This is a genomic window from Simiduia sp. 21SJ11W-1 (assembly GCF_024138675.1).
GTDB lineage: Bacteria > Pseudomonadota > Gammaproteobacteria > Pseudomonadales > Cellvibrionaceae > Simiduia.
This window is the reverse complement of the sequence record NZ_CP090959.1, coordinates 2,488,547-2,504,896: the sequence shown is the minus strand read 5'-3', so window position 1 is coordinate 2,504,896 and position 16,350 is coordinate 2,488,547. Positions and strand designations below refer to the sequence as shown.

The window sequence follows — 16,350 nt, the reverse complement described above, 5'->3', positions numbered from 1 at the left end:
CCCGCTTATGGGCTGTTACTACTCAGGCCAGCGGGCGTTGGCCGTAACGCTTATTGGCGTGGGGCTGAAGTTTTCACAATAGTCCCGTTCATTGGCTGCAAAAAATACCTTGGGCATTTCCGGGTGCTGCATGTGGGCAACTTGACGTTGTGCCATTTCAGAGGTTTCAAAACCCCACAGGGTGAAGTAGTTGCGGTAATCAAGCCCGCCTGCGTGCGACATGGCCACCAGCATAAAATCTGTATTGCTGATCTGCTGTGCTTGCGCGAAAGTGTAGTTGCCAAACCCCAGCCCCTGTGAGCTTTCAGCCCACAGTGCTTCGCTTCTAAGTGCCTCACCGAAGGCGCGTTCAATAATGTGTAGCCGTGCCCATTGGTGCCAACCGTTTTCAAGCTCGCCGTAGGCCTGCGCGCCCATCATCATTTGAATGTAAATAGCCACGCCTTTGTTCCATACGCCGAGTGATTGTTCGCGCATATAGGCTATTGGGTCTGCTGAATTTTCTGCGGCTGTGAGAGTTTCGAACAGAGATTTGAAGGGCAGTTTCTGGCAGTCGGGGCTATGGCCTGTGGATTTATGAAATTGGGATTTAGCGTAGTAGGAGTAGGGGTTGGTGGTGGTGTGTACTTCCCAATCCGGGAAACGAAAGCGGCCACGCTCTAAACCATGGCCAATTTCATGCAGATCGCCGTGACCTGTGGGTGAGTAGCTCCAGCTGGCATCGTAGGGGTTGCCGGAGCAACCGGCGCCGCAGGTGGGCTGATCGGCGTTCATGTGTTTGATGGAATTACTGGTTTTAATTTCCAGCCCGTTGCTGGCTGCGAAGTTGTGTATCTCATCAACCACATCAATGCCGGGTCCCTTGAAGCCTGCCAGTAAGAGGGCGTAATTGTGGGAGTATTGCATGGCCCCGGCGGCAAGTGCTGTGGCATTGGGGAAGTGCGTTTGTGATGCGGATTTACGCATTTTGTCGAGCTTTGAGTGCACTTCAAATGCGGGTGTGGAAAGTTCGGCCCAGTCGAAGTGGCCCAGGGCGAGCGCATTTTCAAAGCGATCATCGTCTGCCTGGCTTGCCCAGTATGGGTGTAGGCCCACACCGTTGAAATTGAGTTCAACCTCGCCGTCTTCTGCAGAAAACTGCACCTGCACTGGGCCCCCGTAGGGCGAGGTAAATATCACTTCTTCACCGGCAGGCAGCGGTAACCATTCGGAAGTAAGAAATTTCGGGCGTTTGTAGCCGCCGCGGGTCCACTCGTGTGTTGAGCTTGCACGCAGGCTGTTTACGCGCACGTAGGTGGTTACCGCGTGGGTGTCGGTGCGCGTAACCTTAACTGCGTGCCCGGGTAGCGCATAAACGCCGGCCGCGCGAAATCCTTGTTTGGAGTTCAGGCGAACCTGCTTTTGCGTTGGGGTTATGTGATCAAAATTACTGCGCGAGAAATTGCCAAGATCCTGCTGCGCGGGCACCAGGTCACGGGCAATGTGTACCGCGTGATCGGCAAAGTAGCTGGCAAGCCAGGTGCGTGTGCTTACTTCTCCCGGTGTGAGCGGGTAGCGAATGTTCAGGCGCTGGGCATCGGCAAACAGCACGGCAAGTTTTATGGCATCGCTCGTGTAGGAGTGAAAAAGGTTTTCATTGCGGGTATCAAAACTGTTTACCAAGGTGCGCATGGCGGCTGCGCCTTGGGCAAACTCGCGCTCATAGGCCAAGATGTTGCTGCAGCTTGCTTCGCAATCTTGAATGTTAAAGGTGAAGTCGTCTGCCAGTAAATGCGAAATAGTGGTTTTAATGGCGTTGATGTTGTCTGGCAGCTGGCCATAAAGGCTTGTGGGCTCAAAGCTTTCAACCTGCTCTTTGGGCCAGTAGTTGTCTTTAACGTAGTGCACGTTCAAATGGTTGAAAATTGCAGCGCCCAAGGCCGTGAGGTTGCCATCGTGATGCACATAAAGCACGCCAATACCCTGGCTGTTGGCCCATTTTATGGCGTCTAATATTTGGGGCGTGGTGGCGTCGTCTTCGCTAACTTGTGAGATAACCAGCAGATCCGTATCGGTTGTTAAGCAATTGGCCAAAGCGCTGCCGTTGCACGTGTTTTGCGTATTGATGTGCAGTTGCTCACCGTAGTTTTCTTGCAGCCAGGCGCGCATACGGGGTTCATCTCTGAACCAATAGCTGTCACCTAATTGGGCCAGCACCACATGCTTGAGGTCGGGTTTGCCCGTAAGCCAGGCAATGGTGTTGCGCAGCAATTGGTGCATGGCGTCATTCAAGTGTTCGGTGTGGCGCACCGGGTTGCTACCAAATACGGCGTAGCGGCCCTGCGCTTTGGTGCCGGCTACGGCCAAGGCGTGCTTTTGGGAGAGGGCCTCTCCCTGTTTGTTGCGATTGCTTACCAGAATCTCTGCATTTACCCCAAAGCTTGCCGCCAGTAATGCGGCATCGGGGGTGGGGTTCCAGCTGATGGTCTCTACAGCGGTTTGGCCTTCAAAGAGCGCCCGCTGCACCGCTGTGGCCGCTTGTGCATCGCGCTCAAAGGTTTCGAGCGCCGCTGCCAGAAAGGCCTCGGGTTCCACCACAAAGCGGGCGTCGCCTGTGGCTAATGCCATGGCCACGTCTTGGGCATAGGGGCTATTGGCTTGGCCTTCCTGAGGGGGCTCGCCTGCGCCATTGTTGTGGCCTGTTTCAGCCTCGGCTGCGGGTGTCTCAGTGTCACTTGCTCCCTCTATGCCGGTGTTGTCGCTACCGCTATCGTCACTCCCGGCACCGGTGGTGCTGTTATCTATGGCTGCGGTTGAGGGCAGGTCGCTGCCGCTTGAGCCTTTGCCGCCACCACAAGCGGTGAGGCAGGTAATGAGCAGCGAAAAGAGCAGAAACTGTTTGGCAGACATAACGGCGTTAAACCCAGAAGTAATGATGAGGCTATGCTAAGGCGCTGGGGGCAATGGCGGTATTGGCCTGATGGGCAGGTTGGCCTAGGCCGGGTGGGTTAAGTGGGGGCGCAAATAAATGAACCGCTAGGGCTGCTTACCCGTCTATGAATAAAGCATTTTTATGAATGAACCTTGGAAATGAGCCCTTGAGCGTAAACCATGCCGAGCTTGAATTGCTGGTGCTTGAAGCACAGCAGGGCAGTAAAAAAGCCTATGCACGCCTGTATGAGAGGCTAAATCAGCCCTTGCTGCATTTTGCCTATGGCATCTGTCAGGACCACGCGCTCGCGCAAGATGCCGTGCAGGAGGCCTGGGTGAAAATGGCCAAGCAGGTGCGTAGGCTCAAGTTTGCCGGTGCCTTTCGCGCCTGGATGTATACCCGTGTGCGCTGGCAGTTGCTGGATGCACTCAGGCGTAGGGGCACTCAGGTAGATGCAGGTGACGTAGCAGAAGGGCAAGTGGAGGCCATTGCCCAACTGGAAGACTGCCTGGATGTGCGTGCGTCGTTAAAGCGTTTGCCGGTAATCGAGCGGCAGATTATTCAGCTGTTTTACCTTGATGAATTAAGCGTGGCGGAACTGGCCGTTGTGTTGGATATACCAACCGGCACTGTGAAGTCACGCTTGGCCCGCGCAAGGGCCAGGCTAAAGCAAAAATTTGAACCACAAACTCCCCAAAGGAGCTGCAAATGAGTATTGATGATCGGATTAAAACTGCACTTGAAAGCGAGGCCGCGGCCATTAAAGCGGCTGTGAATGAGCGCGAAGGCATGTTCGAGATGGCAATGGGCGCATTTAACGCGGGCCTTGGGCGCTGGGTGGTGTTATTGCATGTGATTACTTTGCTGGTCACCGGCGTGATGTTCTGGACGGGCTATGAGTTTTTTACCGCTATTAATCTGGAAGGCCAGGTATTTTGGGGTGTGTGCTTATTGCTGGCCGCAATGGTGCAAATTGCCTGCAAACAGTGGGTCATGCAGGAGATGAACCGCAGCTCGTTAATGCGGGAGTTAAAACGCATTGAAGTAGCCGTGCTGCAGCTGGGCGCAAAGCTTGAAGGCAAGTAATCCGGGTTGTTAATCGGCTGTGGGAAAGGCGTTTGTGTGCACGGCCTGTTCCAGGTGCTTGCGCTTTTCCCAGCGCAGGCGTTCAAGCTCGGGGGAATCGTAAAATGTTTTCACATAGCCCAGGCACAAATAGCCCACCAGTTTACATTCCTCGGGCGCCTTTAATAGGCGCTTGACTGTGTGGGGGCATAAAATGCTCACCCAGCCCATGCCCACATTCAGGCTGCGGGCGGATAACCACATATTTTGAATGGCGCATACCACGCTGTATTCCCCCATTTCTTTCATGGTGTTCTGGCCAAGCACAGGTTTAGAAGAAGGCTTGTAGAACACTGCAATGTTTACCGGTGCCTCCATAATGCCTTCCAGTTTGAGCTGTTTGTACTGCTCTTGCTTTGCATCCAAAAATTGCGCTTGGCCTTGGGCATTGGCTTTGTTAAAGCTGTCGCGGATTTGGGTTTTTATGTGTGGGTCGGTCACCATTACGAACTCCCAAGGTTGGGAAAAGCCCACAGAAGGTGCAAGTGTTGCCGCCTCCAGGATGGTGTTGATGACATCTTGCGGAATAGGCGTGGAGGTAAAGTTATTGCCGCGCACGTCGCGCCGGTGACGCATGATGTCAAACAAAGCCTGTTGATGATCGGCGTTGAACGATTGGTTATCCATGAGGGCGCGGCCTAAATAAAATTGCGATTCTAAAACAAAGCGGCTCTTGATCCCAGCCAGCAGTACCTCGCAGGTTAAAGGGATTTACTCTGTGCCTGTTGCGTGAGTTTTTAAAGCTTTATCCAGCAGCGGCTGGGTAAAGCCGTAGTTCACATTGCCACGCGTGTGATGTGCGCCGTGCCGGGCAATGGCAGGCAACCCCCAGGTGTGCTGGCGCCTGTGTGTAATATTGGCGTGTAAACCTATGGTGAGCAGTATGCCGGCAAAATGCAGCACGAATGCCACGCCTAAGCTCAAAGGCAATGCCAGCATGTAGAGCGGTGCGCTTAGCCCAATCAGGGCTGCCTCTACCGGGTGCACGCTGTAAGCGCTCCAGGGTGTTGTCACAACGGAGCGGTGATGGACTCGGTGTATGCGCCGAAACAAGGGCGTGTGCAAAAGCCTGTGCACGACAAACGAATAGACTTCATAAAATAATATAAAGCCCAGCGCTTGCAATGCCGCCATACCAACACTTGTGGGCCACAGGGCATCAGCCAAGGTGCGGGTGAGCAGGCTTAGTAATGCAAACATGAAACACGCAATCAGCCCCCACTTGCGCTCGTAGCTAATTTGCCCAGGCTTCAGTTTTCGTGTGTTTAATGGTTTTAGGCCAAGGGCCGCCGGGGCAAATTCAAGTAGTGCGCTAATGGCTGTGCATGCAAGAAGAAATGCGGCGCTGTTGGCGGCAAAGGCGATGGCCAGTGCGAGTGGCCAAGGAGCCTGCACCCAAAAAATCAGCAGGTCATTAAATATTGAAAAATACTGCACGGGTATCTCGTATAAAAAATGTGTTGGTGTTGGTTAATGTCTAGGAGGAAAGTGGCTAGTTTCTAGTTTCTAGTTTCTAGTTTCTAGTTTCTAGTTTCTAGTTTCTAGTTTCTAGTTTCTAGTTTCTAGTTTTTATTGTTAGTTGCCGGTGTTTTATATTGGCTACATGGGGTTGGGAGGGGGGTAGCGATTTGGTCGTGCGAAATTTGCGAAGGTGTAACTGAATAATTATTCGTTTCATCGGATGCGAGCAGGCTAGTGTAAGCAGGTTGGTCTTGCTGACTGGTACATGCTTTAGTATGAATTTTTTCGGTTTCAGTTGGTACATCTGTTCTTTTTTGCGCGCGGTTTCGCGCGCGGGCAGGGGGCGATGTGTGTGTAAAAGTCATATTGCTTTCACAATTTTTCAGTATGTTTTCAACAAAAGGGGTAAAAATCCGTGTTCTGAAAAATAATTATTGTGACTTTTAAGTCTGACTTGTGGTTCATCTTTGCCCTAATTGCGGTGTTTATTGTTGTTTGAGCTATAAAAGATCAAAGTTTATTAAAAAAAGTATTAATGATTCCCGATTGTTCCGGCCCACTTCTCCTGGTTCATGAACTTGCCTATATTCGAGGTGCAAAAAGAGTTGCATGGCCTTCGCGCATTGTCGCAAGGCTAGGGAAATCAGAATAATTTTCAGCATAAGCTGGCAGGCCTTTCATTGAACCTATGTCCTATTTCTGCGCGTGTCACGCGTGGCCGGGTTTTCTGTTGTGGTTGTTTTATTCTCTCTGCTTTGTTCGCCACGGAATGGCAAGGTGTCCTCTTTTCGCGCCTGATAATTATAAAAGACACACTTAAGTAGGATTGAGAAAGTATGAACTTCCCCGTTAAGAAATTAGCCTCTGCAGTGACTGCAAGCGTATTCGGTTTGGCCTTGTCTGCCCATGTGGGCGCCCAGGCTGACGCACAACCCATGGCACTTGGTAGCGCCAATGCAGCCGTTGCCGCTGACGGTTCGCACCTGCCCAAGCGCTACATCGTCAAGTACAAGCAAACAACCACCAACACCGCCATGGCCGGTGCCGGCTTTAGCGTGTTCAGCGAGCGTGATATGGCGAAAGCTCGCCAGAAGCTAGAAGCGCGTGGTGCCAAGGTGCGCTTGAACATGAAACACAACCACGCCATTGCAGCCGAGCTTAGCGAGCGCGCAGTAACAGAGCTGCGTATGGACCCTACGGTTGAATACGTTGAAGAAGACGTGCCGCGCCGCTTGATGGGTTTGTATAACGATGACGTGGGCAACCCCGCCCAAACGCAACTTACGCCCTATGCTGTGTATCAGTCTCAGGCCAACCAGCTGTCGCTGCAGTCTGGCCAGAAGGTGTGTGTAATCGATTCCGGTATTGCCGGCTCTACCGGTGAAACCGGTGGTATTAATAACGATTTTGATTGGAATTCCATTACCGGGGATAACGATTCCGGCACCGGTAACTGGTACGCCGATGGCGGCCCACACGGTACCCACGTTGCCGGCACTGTAGGTGCAATGGATAACGGCTTTGGTGTAGTGGGTATGGCGCCCGGTGTGCCCATGCACATTATTAAAGTGTTCAACGATGCAGGCTGGGGCTACTCATCAGACCTGGCACAAGCTGCAAACTTATGTGCCGCAGCCGGTGCAAATATCATCACCATGAGCCTTGGCGGTGGTGCGGCCAACACAACCGAAGAAAACGCCTTTAAAAACTTCACCAACAACGGTGGTTTGGTATTGGCGGCCGCCGGTAACGATGGCAATACTGTGCGTTCATACCCCGCCGGTTACGATTCTGTAATGATGGTGGGTGCCAACGATGCAGACAACGTGATTGCCGATTTTTCCCAGCACCCTTCGTGCAACGGCACACAAACCAACTGTGTTGAAGTTACCGCCGGTGGCGTTAATACCTTGTCTACCTACCCGTCGGGTGGCGCAACGCTGCCATCACTGACCGCCGGTGGCACAGGCTACGCGGCATCTGCCTTTGAAAACCTCGGCTCTGTTTCCGGTTCGCTGTATTTTATGGGCACCGCTGAAGCAACTGACGGTGGCGCCAGTGGCAAAGTGTGTTTGATTGATCGCGGCAATATCTCCTTCCACGATAAAGTTAAAAACTGCCAAAACAGTGGCGGCATTGGCGCAATTATTGTGAACAATGTGGCCGGTGTACTTTCTGGCACCTTGGGCGATACCAACACCACCAGCATTCCTGCGGTAGGTGCAGCACTGGAAGATCGCAGCGCCTTAATGGGTGCAGGCACTGCCTCCATTGCCATTGAAGCCGGCGACTACGGTTACATGAGCGGTACTTCCATGGCTACGCCTGCCGTTGCCGGTGTGGCGGCGCTGGTGTGGTCTAACCACCCGGCCTGTACCGGTACCGACATTCGCAACGCGCTGAAAGCAACCGCTGAAGATGCGGGCACTAACGGCCACGATGTGTACTTCGGCAACGGTATTGTGAAGGCAAAAGCGGCCAGCGATTACCTCACCACCTTTGGCTGTTCCGGTGATACCGGCGGCGGCACAGGCGGTGGCAGCGAGTTGGTAAATGGCGTGGCCCAAACCGGTTTGTCTGCCAGCACTGGCAGCGAGCTTAACTACACCATGGAGGTGCCAGCGGGTGCCACCAACCTCACCTTCGATATGGCCGGTGGCTCAGGCGATGCCGATTTGTATGTGCGTTTTGGTGCAGCACCCACAGACAGCACCTACGATTGCCGCCCGTACAAATCCGGCAATGCGGAGTCTTGCCCGATCGCCACAGCGCAAGCGGGTACCTACTACGTGCGCGTAAAAGCTTACTCAAGTTTTGCCAACGTTAGCCTTACCGGTTCATACACCGAGCCTTCCACAGGCGGCGGCAGTGGTGCAGGCAGTGCTAACGCTACCGATTTGTCCGGTGCGCGCCGTTCGTGGAGCCACTACACCGTTGAAATTCCAGCGGGTATGAGCATCATGAATGTAAACATGTCTGGCGGCAGTGGCGATGCGGATTTGTATGTACGCTACGGTGCCCAGCCAACATCCAGCGCCTACGATTGCCGCCCCTACGAGAGTGGTAACACCGAGTCGTGCACGCAAAACAGCCCGGCCGCCGGCACCTGGTACATCAGCATTTACGGTTACCGTGCCTACTCGGGCGTTGATCTGAATGTTGAGTGGAACTAGTTAGCTGATTGGCTGTGAAACCGCGTGAGTAACTTCACGCATTTGATTAAACCGGGGCCTGGCCCCGGTTTTTTTATGGCTGATTCGTTCGTGTTTTTCAAGGCAGGATGGTTGGAAAAATCAAAAAATCCCCGCATGCGGCACTGCTGTCCCACAAATCTACAGGCATGGAATATGGGGCTGAGTTTGTGACCGTCACCCGCATGGACGCGGGTGTCGAGACTACATGGATGTATTTACGTCGTGTCACAAACTTCGCCCCAGATATCATGTCCAGATATCGCTTAGAAACTCTGAGAAATAGGTAGTATCAACGTCTGCCTTCTATGGAAACTTAAACTATGGGACAACAGTGCCGCATGCGGGGCTTTGGTTTGATGCGAGTTACTTTTACCAAAGCCTCGCATCCGGTACCGAATTACACCAGTTGTTTAAGCTGATCCAAATCGTAGGCTGCCATGGGTTGGCCATTTTTCAAGCGTTTTGGCCAGTCGGGGTTGGAGATAAGCGCGCGGCCTACGGCTACCAGATCAAACTCCTCGCGGTTGAGTTTCTCCAACAGCTGATCAAGTGATGCGGGTTCGCCGCCAGAAAAGCCTTTTTTCTCTTCATCCACAAACGCTTTGTTCAAGCCAACGCTGCCCACAGTGATGGCGGGTTTGCCGGTGAGCTTGCGCGTCCAGCCGGCCAGGTTTAATTCAGAGCCTTCAAACTCTGTTTCCCAGAAGCGGCGCGTAGAGCAGTGAAAAATATCCACGCCGGCCTCGGCCAGCGGTGCCAAGAATGCCGCCAGTTCCTCCGGGGTTTGTGCCAGGCGCGCGGTGTAATCTTGCATTTTCCACTGGGAAAAGCGAAACACAATGGGGAAGTCTGGTGCGGTAGCCGCGCGCACGGCTTTAATGACCTCTTGTGCAAAACGTGTGCGGCCTACCAGGTCGCCGCCGTATTCATCGGTGCGCTCGTTTAAGCCCGCCCAGAAGAACTGATCGATTAAATAGCCGTGGGCGCCGTGAATTTCTACCCCGTCGAAGCCGAGCGTCATGGCGTCTTTGGCGGCCTGGGCGTAGGCATCAATAACCTCCTGAATATCTTCACGGGTCATTTCGTGGCATTTTTTCTTGCCCGGTGCCACCAGGCCCGATGGGCCAAAGCCCGGTACCGATGGATCCGGTTCCATGCCTTCGCGGCGCACTGCGCCCACGTGCCAAAGCTGGGGCATAATTTTGCCGCCGGCGCCGTGTACGGCCTCTACCACTTTTTTCCAGCCAGCCAGCGCTTTTTCACCGTAAAAATAGGGCACGTTGTCATAGCCGCTGGCCGCCTTGTGGCCAATGCAGGTGCCCTCGGTAATGATCAGGCCCACGCCGCCTTCGGCGCGGCGCTTGTAGTACTCAACCACCAGGTCGTTGGGGATGTTGCCCGGTGAAAATTGGCGAGTCATGGGTGCCATGACAATACGATTGGTAAGGGTTAGTGGGCCAAGCGTAATAGGGGAGAACAATGTATCGAGTTGACTCATAAATACCTCTTTAACAAATCAGGGGGCAAGCGTGTGTTTGTATTGGTTCATCACTTGATCAAACAGTGCCAAACCGTGAATGCGGGAATATTGCAGGGCGCCTTTGCACGCCAGCACTAACAGCATGGCTTGGTGGCGGGCGTCGCCGGTGAATGCCATAACCGCCTGCTGGCGGCCCAGCTCCAACAGCTCTGCAATAAATGCGATCTCGTGCTCATCGAGCTCGGCAATGGCTTTGCACATGCTCTCTGGTAGCAAGTTGATGTCTGATTGCAGCGAGCTTAGCGGGCAGATTTTGTTTTCACCGCGGGCGTATTCCAGCGACCATTGCAAATAAATATCCAGGCGCGCCCATGGGTCTTGGGTGGCGTGTCGGGCTTCAGCGAAGCGGCGTTCATGCCAGGCCTTTATGAGTTGGCATAGGGCTACGCCTAAATCTTCCTTGCGGGGGAAGTGGTGGTGAATGCTCGCCTTGGTGATGCCCAGCTCTCTGGATAAATCCTGGTAGCTGAAATTTTCGAAACCTTGGGTTTGCACAAGCTGAATGGCGTAGGCAAGGATTTCATCCTTGCGGTTTTTCGAGCGGGTTTGAACCATTGGCTAACCATCTAGTTGGTAAGTTGGCACCAAATTAACCTACTGGTAGGTAAGTTACAACGGCTGTAACTGGCTAGCCGGTCACATTCAGGCCTGCTGCTGCAAATTTTGGCTGGAAACTTCGCCCTTGGCTGCTATAAATAAATACAGGATTAGCGGTTTGGGCGGCCTGAAATGTGGCCTCTGCAGCGCTAATGCTAGTCATGTGTCTCCTTTAGATGGACTTGGTTTTCTTGTGATCTCTGACCAGTTGCCACCTGCTGTGATAGACCCTCACAGCGCGAAGAAAGCTTCTGCTCACATATCAACCCGCCCGATGGCGGGTTTTTTTTGGCCGCAGCAGCCACATGTAATACTTGGGGGGTGAAGACGTAGGAGGGGGGCAATGCCGCGCCCTGCCGGGCGCGGGCTCAGTGTTAAGGGGCTATGCACTCGTTGCAGCGTACATACAAGCCACGCGGGTCGTTCATTTGATCAAGCAGTGCAAAAGGCTGCACCAGCGGCGCTAAGGTAGCGCGCAGGGAAGAGGGCACCAGGCTGTTGGCCAAGTGCGATGGCCCAATGCGCACATCCTGCAGCAGGCTTTGCATAAATTGCTCGCCAGGGCTCAGGGGTTGCACCACTTCCTGCACGCCGTAATCTGAAAGCTGTGCAAGTTCGGCAGCGGCCTTGATGGCATCATTGAGGTAGCCCAGCTGATCTACCAGGCCAATTTCCTGGGCGGTGGCACCGGTCCATACGCGCCCCTGGGCCACCTGATGGATGGCATCGGCGGTGGTGCCGCGGGCATTGGCCACAAGCTCCAGAAACTCTTGATAGATGTGATCGATACTCATCTGAATAACCTGTGCCGCCTTCTCTGGCAGCGGGCGATCTATGCGGATGGCACCTGCCAATTCCGTGGTGCCCACGCCGTCTGTGTGGATGCCGAGTTTATTCAGGGTTTTCTGGGCCGTGGCAAAGGCGCCGAAGACGCCAATGGAGCCTGTGATAGTGGTGGGTGTGGCCCACACCTGATCGGCGCCGGCGGTAATCCAGTAGCCACCTGAGGCGGCCACAGATCCCATAGAGATCACCACAGGCTTGCCCGCTTCACGCAGTGCAACCACTTGCTGGCGAATCACCTCAGAGGCAAAAGCGCTGCCGCCGCCGCTGTCTACGCGCAATACCACCGCTTTAATAGCGTCATCCTGGCGGGCCATTTCCAACAGCTTGGCCGTGGAATCGCCACCAATAGTACCCGCGGGTTGCTCGCCATCAACAATGGTGCCGCTGGCCACAATCAAGCCCACCTGATCCTGGAAGGGGGTGATCTCTTTCTCGGTGGCAGCCAGGTAGTGTTCGGCATCCAGGGCGCGGTAATCGTTTTGGTCTTCATCGTAGCCGAAGCGCTCGATAAGCATGTTTTTCAACGCTACTCGAGTGAGCTTCCGGTCGATCAGGCCGCTGGTCAGGGCCAGCTCTGCACCATTGCCCTGGGCATCGGCCAGCAGGGCATCGGCGTTGTTGATGTAGTTATTAATGGCGCCTACGGGCAGGTTGCGGCGCTCTTCCACGTGGCTTGTGTAGGTGCTCCACAGCTCGTGCAGCCACTGGCTGTTGTGCTCGCGCGAGGCGGCAGACATGTCGTTGCGGGTGTATGGCTCGATGAAATCTTTGTACTCGCCCACGCGGAACACGTGGAAATCCAGCTCGAGCTTGTCGATGGCATCTTTGAAGTAATTGCGGTAGCTGCCATAGCCCGTTAAAAACACGGCGCCCAGGGGGTTGATGTAAATTTCATCGGCAAAGCTTGCCAGGTAGTAGGTGTTTTGGTTGAAGCTGTCTGCGTAGGCAATGATGGGTTTTTCGCGCTCGCGGAAGTTATCCAGCGCCTGGCCCACTTCCTCCATTTTGCTGATACCACCACCGAGCAGGTAGTTTAAATCCAGCACCAGGGTGGTCACGCGGTCGTCTTTGGCTGCGCGGTTAATGGCATCTACCAGCACTTTTACCCGGGTTTCTGTGGGGCCGCTGTCGTCGCTCAGAATTTTCGACATTGGGTCTACATAGGTGAGCTGATCTACCAAAAAGCCCTGGGGAGCCACCCGCACTGCGGTTTTATCTGGCATAACGAAGGGTTCGTGGCCGCTGATAGCACCAATAATGGCCAGCACTATCACCAGAAAAATAATATTCAGCAGTGCAACACGCAGCCAGGTAATCGCGCCCCAAATGGCGCCGAAAAAGCGGCGGATAAAACCGGGTTGAGCTTGAGACATGTAACGCTTCCTTAGGGGTTTCTATTCCTGGGTTAGGGCCTTGCCTGCATATTGCAGCCAGCGGCTGGTCATCATGGCGGCGTTAAACAACACAACACTCGCCAGCAGGGTAACCCAACCGTACACATCAGCCAGGGGCGACATGACGTTGGTGACACCAACGATAAAGTAAAACAGTACGACAAAACAGAGCCAACTATAGGTGCGGTAGTGTTTGGCGAGCATGCCGGGCACAAATATCAGCAGCGGCACCAGCTGAATAATCAGGGTAGACAGGCGCGCCTCCGGGGCGAATTGCTGGGCCAAGGCGTTTAATACCAGTAAGGCCATGGCGCCTGCGCTCAGGCGTTGGCCCCAAAGGGCTTTTTGGTTCACATTCGTGGGTGGGTTCATGAGAGTTTTTTCGCAAGTGATGCCAGCCGCTTGCCCAGTGCCTGGCACAGGGCAGCTTCGTCGTCTGACAGGGGGGAGTTATTTTGCCCGGCCCAATGGCTGGCGCCGTAAGGCGTGCCGCCGGTGCGGGTGTGGTGCAGGGCAGCCTCGCTGTAGGGCAGGCCGGCAAACACCATGCCGTGGTGCAGCAGTGGCAGCAACATAGAGAGCAAGGTGGTTTCCTGGCCGCCGTGCAGGCTGCCCGTTGAGGTAAAGGCTGCTGCCGGTTTATCGATGAGCGCACCGCTCAGCCAGAGGTCTGAGGTGCCATCGAGGAAGTATTTCAAGGGGGCTGCCATGTTGCCAAAGCGCGTTGGGCTGCCGAGCACCAGGCCTGCACACTGGGCCAGATCTTCCTGGCTGCAATAGATGGCGCCGGTATCGGGCACCGCCGGCAAGCTTGCCTCGGTATCCGGTGACACAGGTGGCACTGTGCGCAGCCGCGCGCTCATGCCGGCACTTTCAATGCCGCGCGCAATTTGCTTGGCCATAGTGGCCGTGGCTCCCGAGCGCGAGTAATAGAGCACCAGAACGTAGGGCTCTGCCATTAAAACAGCTCCAAAACAGATTCAGGTGGCCGGCCGATGGCGGCGCGCTCGCCGTGAATGACAATGGGGCGTTCGATGAGTTTGGGGTGGGCCACCATGGCATCAATCAGCGCTTGTTCGGATAGGCCGGTATCGGCCAGGCCTTCGGTTTTATAGGCCTCTTCGCCTTTGCGCAACAGCTCCCGGGCGCTGATGCCCAGTTTTTTCAGTATGGCCTTAAGCGCTTTGGCGCTCGGTGGCGTATCCAGGTAGAGCACCACCTCGGCGGCTATGCCGTTTTCTTCCAACAGGGCCAGGGTTTGGCGCGATTTTGAGCAGCGCGGGTTGTGGTAGATGGTGGTCATTGGGGCTTGCATCCTGTGCTGTGTTTAAGCTGTGACTGGTCGGTTATGATTCGTCGCAAAAAACAGCTATTGTAAACGCAACACAGGCGCGGCCCAAGCGACTCGCACCGCCGCGATTATTCGGGAGCAGGCATGATTGTGAATTTTATTCGGACTATGAGGCGGCTGATTCCAGAGTTGGCGTACCAGTTTCAAGACAAGCATTGCCAAATGAGCGCCGGGGCGCTCACCTTTATGACAATGTTTGCGCTGGTGCCCATGATGACGGTTACCTATTCCATGTTTTCGCTGTTCCCCGCATTTCAGGGGTTAGATCAGCAGCTCAATGCGTTGATTTTCTCCAATCTCTTGCCGGAGGCCGGGTCTGAGGTGTCGGAGCATTTGGCCAACTTCTCCCAGCAGGCGCGCAAGCTCAATCTGGCGAGTGTGCCGCTGTTGATCATCACGGCCTACTTGATGTTAAAAAACATCGAGAAAACCTTTAACCGCATTTGGGGCGTGAAGCGTGGGCGCCATGGGCTGCTGAACTTTTTGATTTACTGGGCGGTGTTGAGCCTGGGCCCCTTGTTGTTGGGTGCGGGCCTGGTGATGAGCACCTATTTGTTGTCCATGGAGTTTTTTACAGAGGGCGAGTCCAGTTTGGGGCTGGCGGCGTGGTTGTACAGCTATTTGCCGCTGTTATTAACGGCTTTGGCCTTCACATTGTTGTTTGCCGCCGTGCCCAATTGCCGGGTGCCGCTGCGCAAGGCCGCCATTGGCGGGGTGGTGGTGGCTGTGTTGTTTGAGCTGCTAAAGCGCGCCTTCGGCGCCATTATGGGGCAAACCTCCATCGCCATGATTTACGGCGCCTTTGCCTTTTTACCCCTGTTTCTCATATGGGTAAACATCACCTGGATGCTCATATTAAGCGGCGCCATTTTAGTGCGCGTACTCAGCACCGACAACCGCGTGACCCTGAGCGTGAAATACCCGGATTTAGTGGCAGCGCTGATAGTGCTGTGGGAGTTTCGCCGGCGCTTAGTGTCTGGCAATAGCCTGGCCGACGGGGATTTACTGGCCGCAGGCGTGGGCTCCGAGCAATGGCAGCGGCTGCGTGATGCATTGCTTGAGAACCAGGTTATCACCGTAACCGGCGGTGGCGATTACGTGCTCTGCCGCGACCTCTCACGCCTCACCTTGCGCCAGCTGGCCGATACCGTGGGCGTTGAAGCGCAGATGCCGGGCGAATCCGACTACCTGCAGCAATTCGACTGGTTCAGCGCCGTGGCACCCAGGTTGTTGAGTATCGATCAGCATATGGAGCAACAATTGGATGTCACCCTGGCTGAAATCTTCGATACCTTCCTCGAACGCCCCGACTACCCGGATGAAGGCGAGGGCCTTGAAATGTTGCAAAGCGAGCTGTCTGATTCAGATACTGCGCTGCCAAATTTCGACGACAGCGCCCGCCCGGAGGCGAATCCATAATGCGGCAAGGTGTTACACAGGCCAGTGTGCATCGCTTGCTGGCGTTTATAGCGGCTGTATTGCTGGCGGCCTGCGAGCCGGGCGGGGCGGGGGGGCCGCGCTCGGAAGTGCCCATGCTGTGGCATGCCGGTGCTGAGCAACCCATGGCAGAGGCGCAGTGGGCATTGGTGAATTACTGGGCGGTGTGGTGCAAGCCCTGCGTGAAGGAAATTCCCGAACTCAACGCCTTGGCGGCCGCAGAGCCCACATTGCAAGTGGTGGGCATTAACTACGATCAACCCGCCAAAGCTGAGCTAATTCGCCAATCTGAAAAGCTTGGCATTGAGTTTGCGCTGCTGGTTTCGCACCCGGGCTCGCTGGCGCTGCCCAGGCCCACAGTACTGCCCACAAGTTACATCCTTAACGCTAAAGGGGAAAGGGTGGCAACACTTACGGGCCCGCAAACCAAGGCGAGCCTGCAGGCTGCCCTAGTAAAGCTGGGCTTTTAGTGGCCAGTGTTGCCGGTGGGGCTG

At 54.8% G+C, this 16,350-nt stretch carries 15 protein-coding genes; 5 read left to right on the top strand and 10 right to left on the bottom strand.

Features of this window, described 5'->3' with window-relative positions:
* Window positions 1-18: 18 nt before the first annotated feature.
* A complete protein-coding gene (locus L1F30_RS11095; protein WP_253356149.1) occupies window positions 19-2,889 on the bottom strand; it encodes an ImpA family metalloprotease in 2,871 nt (956 codons plus the stop codon).
* Between the two features lie 167 nt (window positions 2,890-3,056).
* On the opposite strand from L1F30_RS11095, the gene L1F30_RS11090 reads away from it, so the two are divergent.
* Together L1F30_RS11090 and L1F30_RS11085 are read left to right on the top strand one after the other, a co-directional pair.
* Complete coding sequence (locus tag L1F30_RS11090) at window positions 3,057-3,623, top strand: RNA polymerase sigma factor (protein WP_253356148.1); 567 nt, start codon at window positions 3,057-3,059, stop codon at window positions 3,621-3,623.
* On the top strand, window positions 3,620-3,997 hold the full coding sequence (locus tag L1F30_RS11085; protein ID WP_253356147.1) for a DUF6768 family protein: 378 nt from the start codon (window positions 3,620-3,622) through the stop codon (window positions 3,995-3,997). The genes L1F30_RS11090 and L1F30_RS11085 overlap by 4 nt, the downstream gene beginning before the upstream one ends.
* A 9-nt stretch (window positions 3,998-4,006) precedes the next feature.
* Here the strand turns inward: L1F30_RS11085 and bluB are convergent, their stop codons facing one another.
* Window positions 4,007-4,663, bottom strand: coding sequence for a 5,6-dimethylbenzimidazole synthase (bluB, locus tag L1F30_RS11080; RefSeq protein WP_253356146.1), 657 nt, complete (start codon window positions 4,661-4,663; stop codon window positions 4,007-4,009).
* Between the two features lie 84 nt (window positions 4,664-4,747).
* A complete protein-coding gene (locus L1F30_RS11075) occupies window positions 4,748-5,236 on the bottom strand; it encodes a sterol desaturase family protein (protein WP_253356145.1) in 489 nt (162 codons plus the stop codon).
* 1,097 nt (window positions 5,237-6,333) lie between these two features.
* Here L1F30_RS11075 and L1F30_RS11070 point away from each other — a divergent pair.
* Entirely contained in the window at window positions 6,334-8,670 is a 2,337-nt protein-coding gene (locus L1F30_RS11070) for a S8 family serine peptidase (protein WP_253356144.1), read from the top strand.
* A 418-nt stretch (window positions 8,671-9,088) separates the two neighbouring features.
* Here L1F30_RS11070 and L1F30_RS11065 read toward each other — a convergent pair whose 3' ends face one another.
* From L1F30_RS11065 to arsC, 7 genes are all read right to left on the bottom strand, one after another.
* Window positions 9,089-10,189, bottom strand: a complete 1,101-nt coding sequence (locus L1F30_RS11065; RefSeq protein WP_253356143.1) for an NADH:flavin oxidoreductase — start codon at window positions 10,187-10,189, stop codon at window positions 9,089-9,091.
* An 18-nt stretch (window positions 10,190-10,207) separates the two neighbouring features.
* On the bottom strand, window positions 10,208-10,786 hold the full coding sequence (locus tag L1F30_RS11060; protein WP_253356142.1) for a TetR/AcrR family transcriptional regulator: 579 nt from the start codon (window positions 10,784-10,786) through the stop codon (window positions 10,208-10,210).
* 73 nt (window positions 10,787-10,859) lie between these two features.
* Window positions 10,860-10,991, bottom strand: coding sequence for a hypothetical protein (locus L1F30_RS17535; RefSeq protein WP_256475971.1), 132 nt, complete (start codon window positions 10,989-10,991; stop codon window positions 10,860-10,862).
* Window positions 10,992-11,202: 211 nt separating this feature from the next.
* Entirely contained in the window at window positions 11,203-13,047 is a 1,845-nt protein-coding gene (gene sppA / locus L1F30_RS11055; protein WP_253356141.1) for a signal peptide peptidase SppA, read from the bottom strand.
* A 21-nt stretch (window positions 13,048-13,068) separates the two neighbouring features.
* On the bottom strand, window positions 13,069-13,440 hold the full coding sequence (locus tag L1F30_RS11050; RefSeq protein ID WP_253356140.1) for a DUF2069 domain-containing protein: 372 nt from the start codon (window positions 13,438-13,440) through the stop codon (window positions 13,069-13,071).
* On the bottom strand, window positions 13,437-14,027 hold the full coding sequence (gene wrbA, locus L1F30_RS11045) for an NAD(P)H:quinone oxidoreductase (protein WP_253356139.1): 591 nt from the start codon (window positions 14,025-14,027) through the stop codon (window positions 13,437-13,439). Before wrbA ends, L1F30_RS11050 begins: the two co-directional genes overlap by 4 nt.
* Window positions 14,027-14,371 carry an arsenate reductase (glutaredoxin) gene (arsC, locus tag L1F30_RS11040; protein WP_253356138.1) on the bottom strand — a complete coding sequence of 115 codons (345 nt, stop codon included), beginning with the start codon at window positions 14,369-14,371 and terminating at the stop codon, window positions 14,027-14,029. Before arsC ends, wrbA begins: the two co-directional genes overlap by 1 nt.
* Before the next feature lie 210 nt (window positions 14,372-14,581).
* On the opposite strand from arsC, the gene L1F30_RS11035 reads away from it, so the two are divergent.
* Window positions 14,582-15,838, top strand: a complete 1,257-nt coding sequence (locus tag L1F30_RS11035) for a YihY family inner membrane protein (RefSeq protein ID WP_253356137.1) — start codon at window positions 14,582-14,584, stop codon at window positions 15,836-15,838.
* Complete coding sequence (locus L1F30_RS11030) at window positions 15,838-16,326, top strand: TlpA disulfide reductase family protein (protein WP_253356136.1); 489 nt, start codon at window positions 15,838-15,840, stop codon at window positions 16,324-16,326. The genes L1F30_RS11035 and L1F30_RS11030 overlap by 1 nt, the downstream gene beginning before the upstream one ends.
* Window positions 16,327-16,350 lie beyond the last annotated feature (24 nt).

Coding starts and splice junctions, on each gene's coding strand:
- bluB (WP_253356146.1), bottom strand. CDS start 4,663: ATGGATAACCAATCGTTCAACGCCGATCATCAACAGGCTTTGTTTGAC.
- L1F30_RS11075 (WP_253356145.1), bottom strand. CDS start 5,236: ATGTTTGCATTACTAAGCCTGCTCACCCGCACCTTGGCTGATGCCCTG.
- L1F30_RS17535 (WP_256475971.1), bottom strand. CDS start 10,991: ATGACTAGCATTAGCGCTGCAGAGGCCACATTTCAGGCCGCCCAAACC.
- wrbA (WP_253356139.1), bottom strand. CDS start 14,027: ATGGCAGAGCCCTACGTTCTGGTGCTCTATTACTCGCGCTCGGGAGCC.
- L1F30_RS11060 (WP_253356142.1), bottom strand. CDS start 10,786: ATGGTTCAAACCCGCTCGAAAAACCGCAAGGATGAAATCCTTGCCTAC.
- L1F30_RS11050 (WP_253356140.1), bottom strand. CDS start 13,440: ATGAACCCACCCACGAATGTGAACCAAAAAGCCCTTTGGGGCCAACGC.
- L1F30_RS11030 (WP_253356136.1), top strand. CDS start 15,838: ATGCGGCAAGGTGTTACACAGGCCAGTGTGCATCGCTTGCTGGCGTTT.
- L1F30_RS11065 (WP_253356143.1), bottom strand. CDS start 10,189: ATGAGTCAACTCGATACATTGTTCTCCCCTATTACGCTTGGCCCACTA.
- sppA (WP_253356141.1), bottom strand. CDS start 13,047: ATGTCTCAAGCTCAACCCGGTTTTATCCGCCGCTTTTTCGGCGCCATT.
- arsC (WP_253356138.1), bottom strand. CDS start 14,371: ATGACCACCATCTACCACAACCCGCGCTGCTCAAAATCGCGCCAAACC.
- L1F30_RS11085 (WP_253356147.1), top strand. CDS start 3,620: ATGAGTATTGATGATCGGATTAAAACTGCACTTGAAAGCGAGGCCGCG.
- L1F30_RS11070 (WP_253356144.1), top strand. CDS start 6,334: ATGAACTTCCCCGTTAAGAAATTAGCCTCTGCAGTGACTGCAAGCGTA.
- L1F30_RS11095 (WP_253356149.1), bottom strand. CDS start 2,889: ATGTCTGCCAAACAGTTTCTGCTCTTTTCGCTGCTCATTACCTGCCTC.
- L1F30_RS11035 (WP_253356137.1), top strand. CDS start 14,582: ATGAGCGCCGGGGCGCTCACCTTTATGACAATGTTTGCGCTGGTGCCC.
- L1F30_RS11090 (WP_253356148.1), top strand. CDS start 3,057: ATGAACCTTGGAAATGAGCCCTTGAGCGTAAACCATGCCGAGCTTGAA.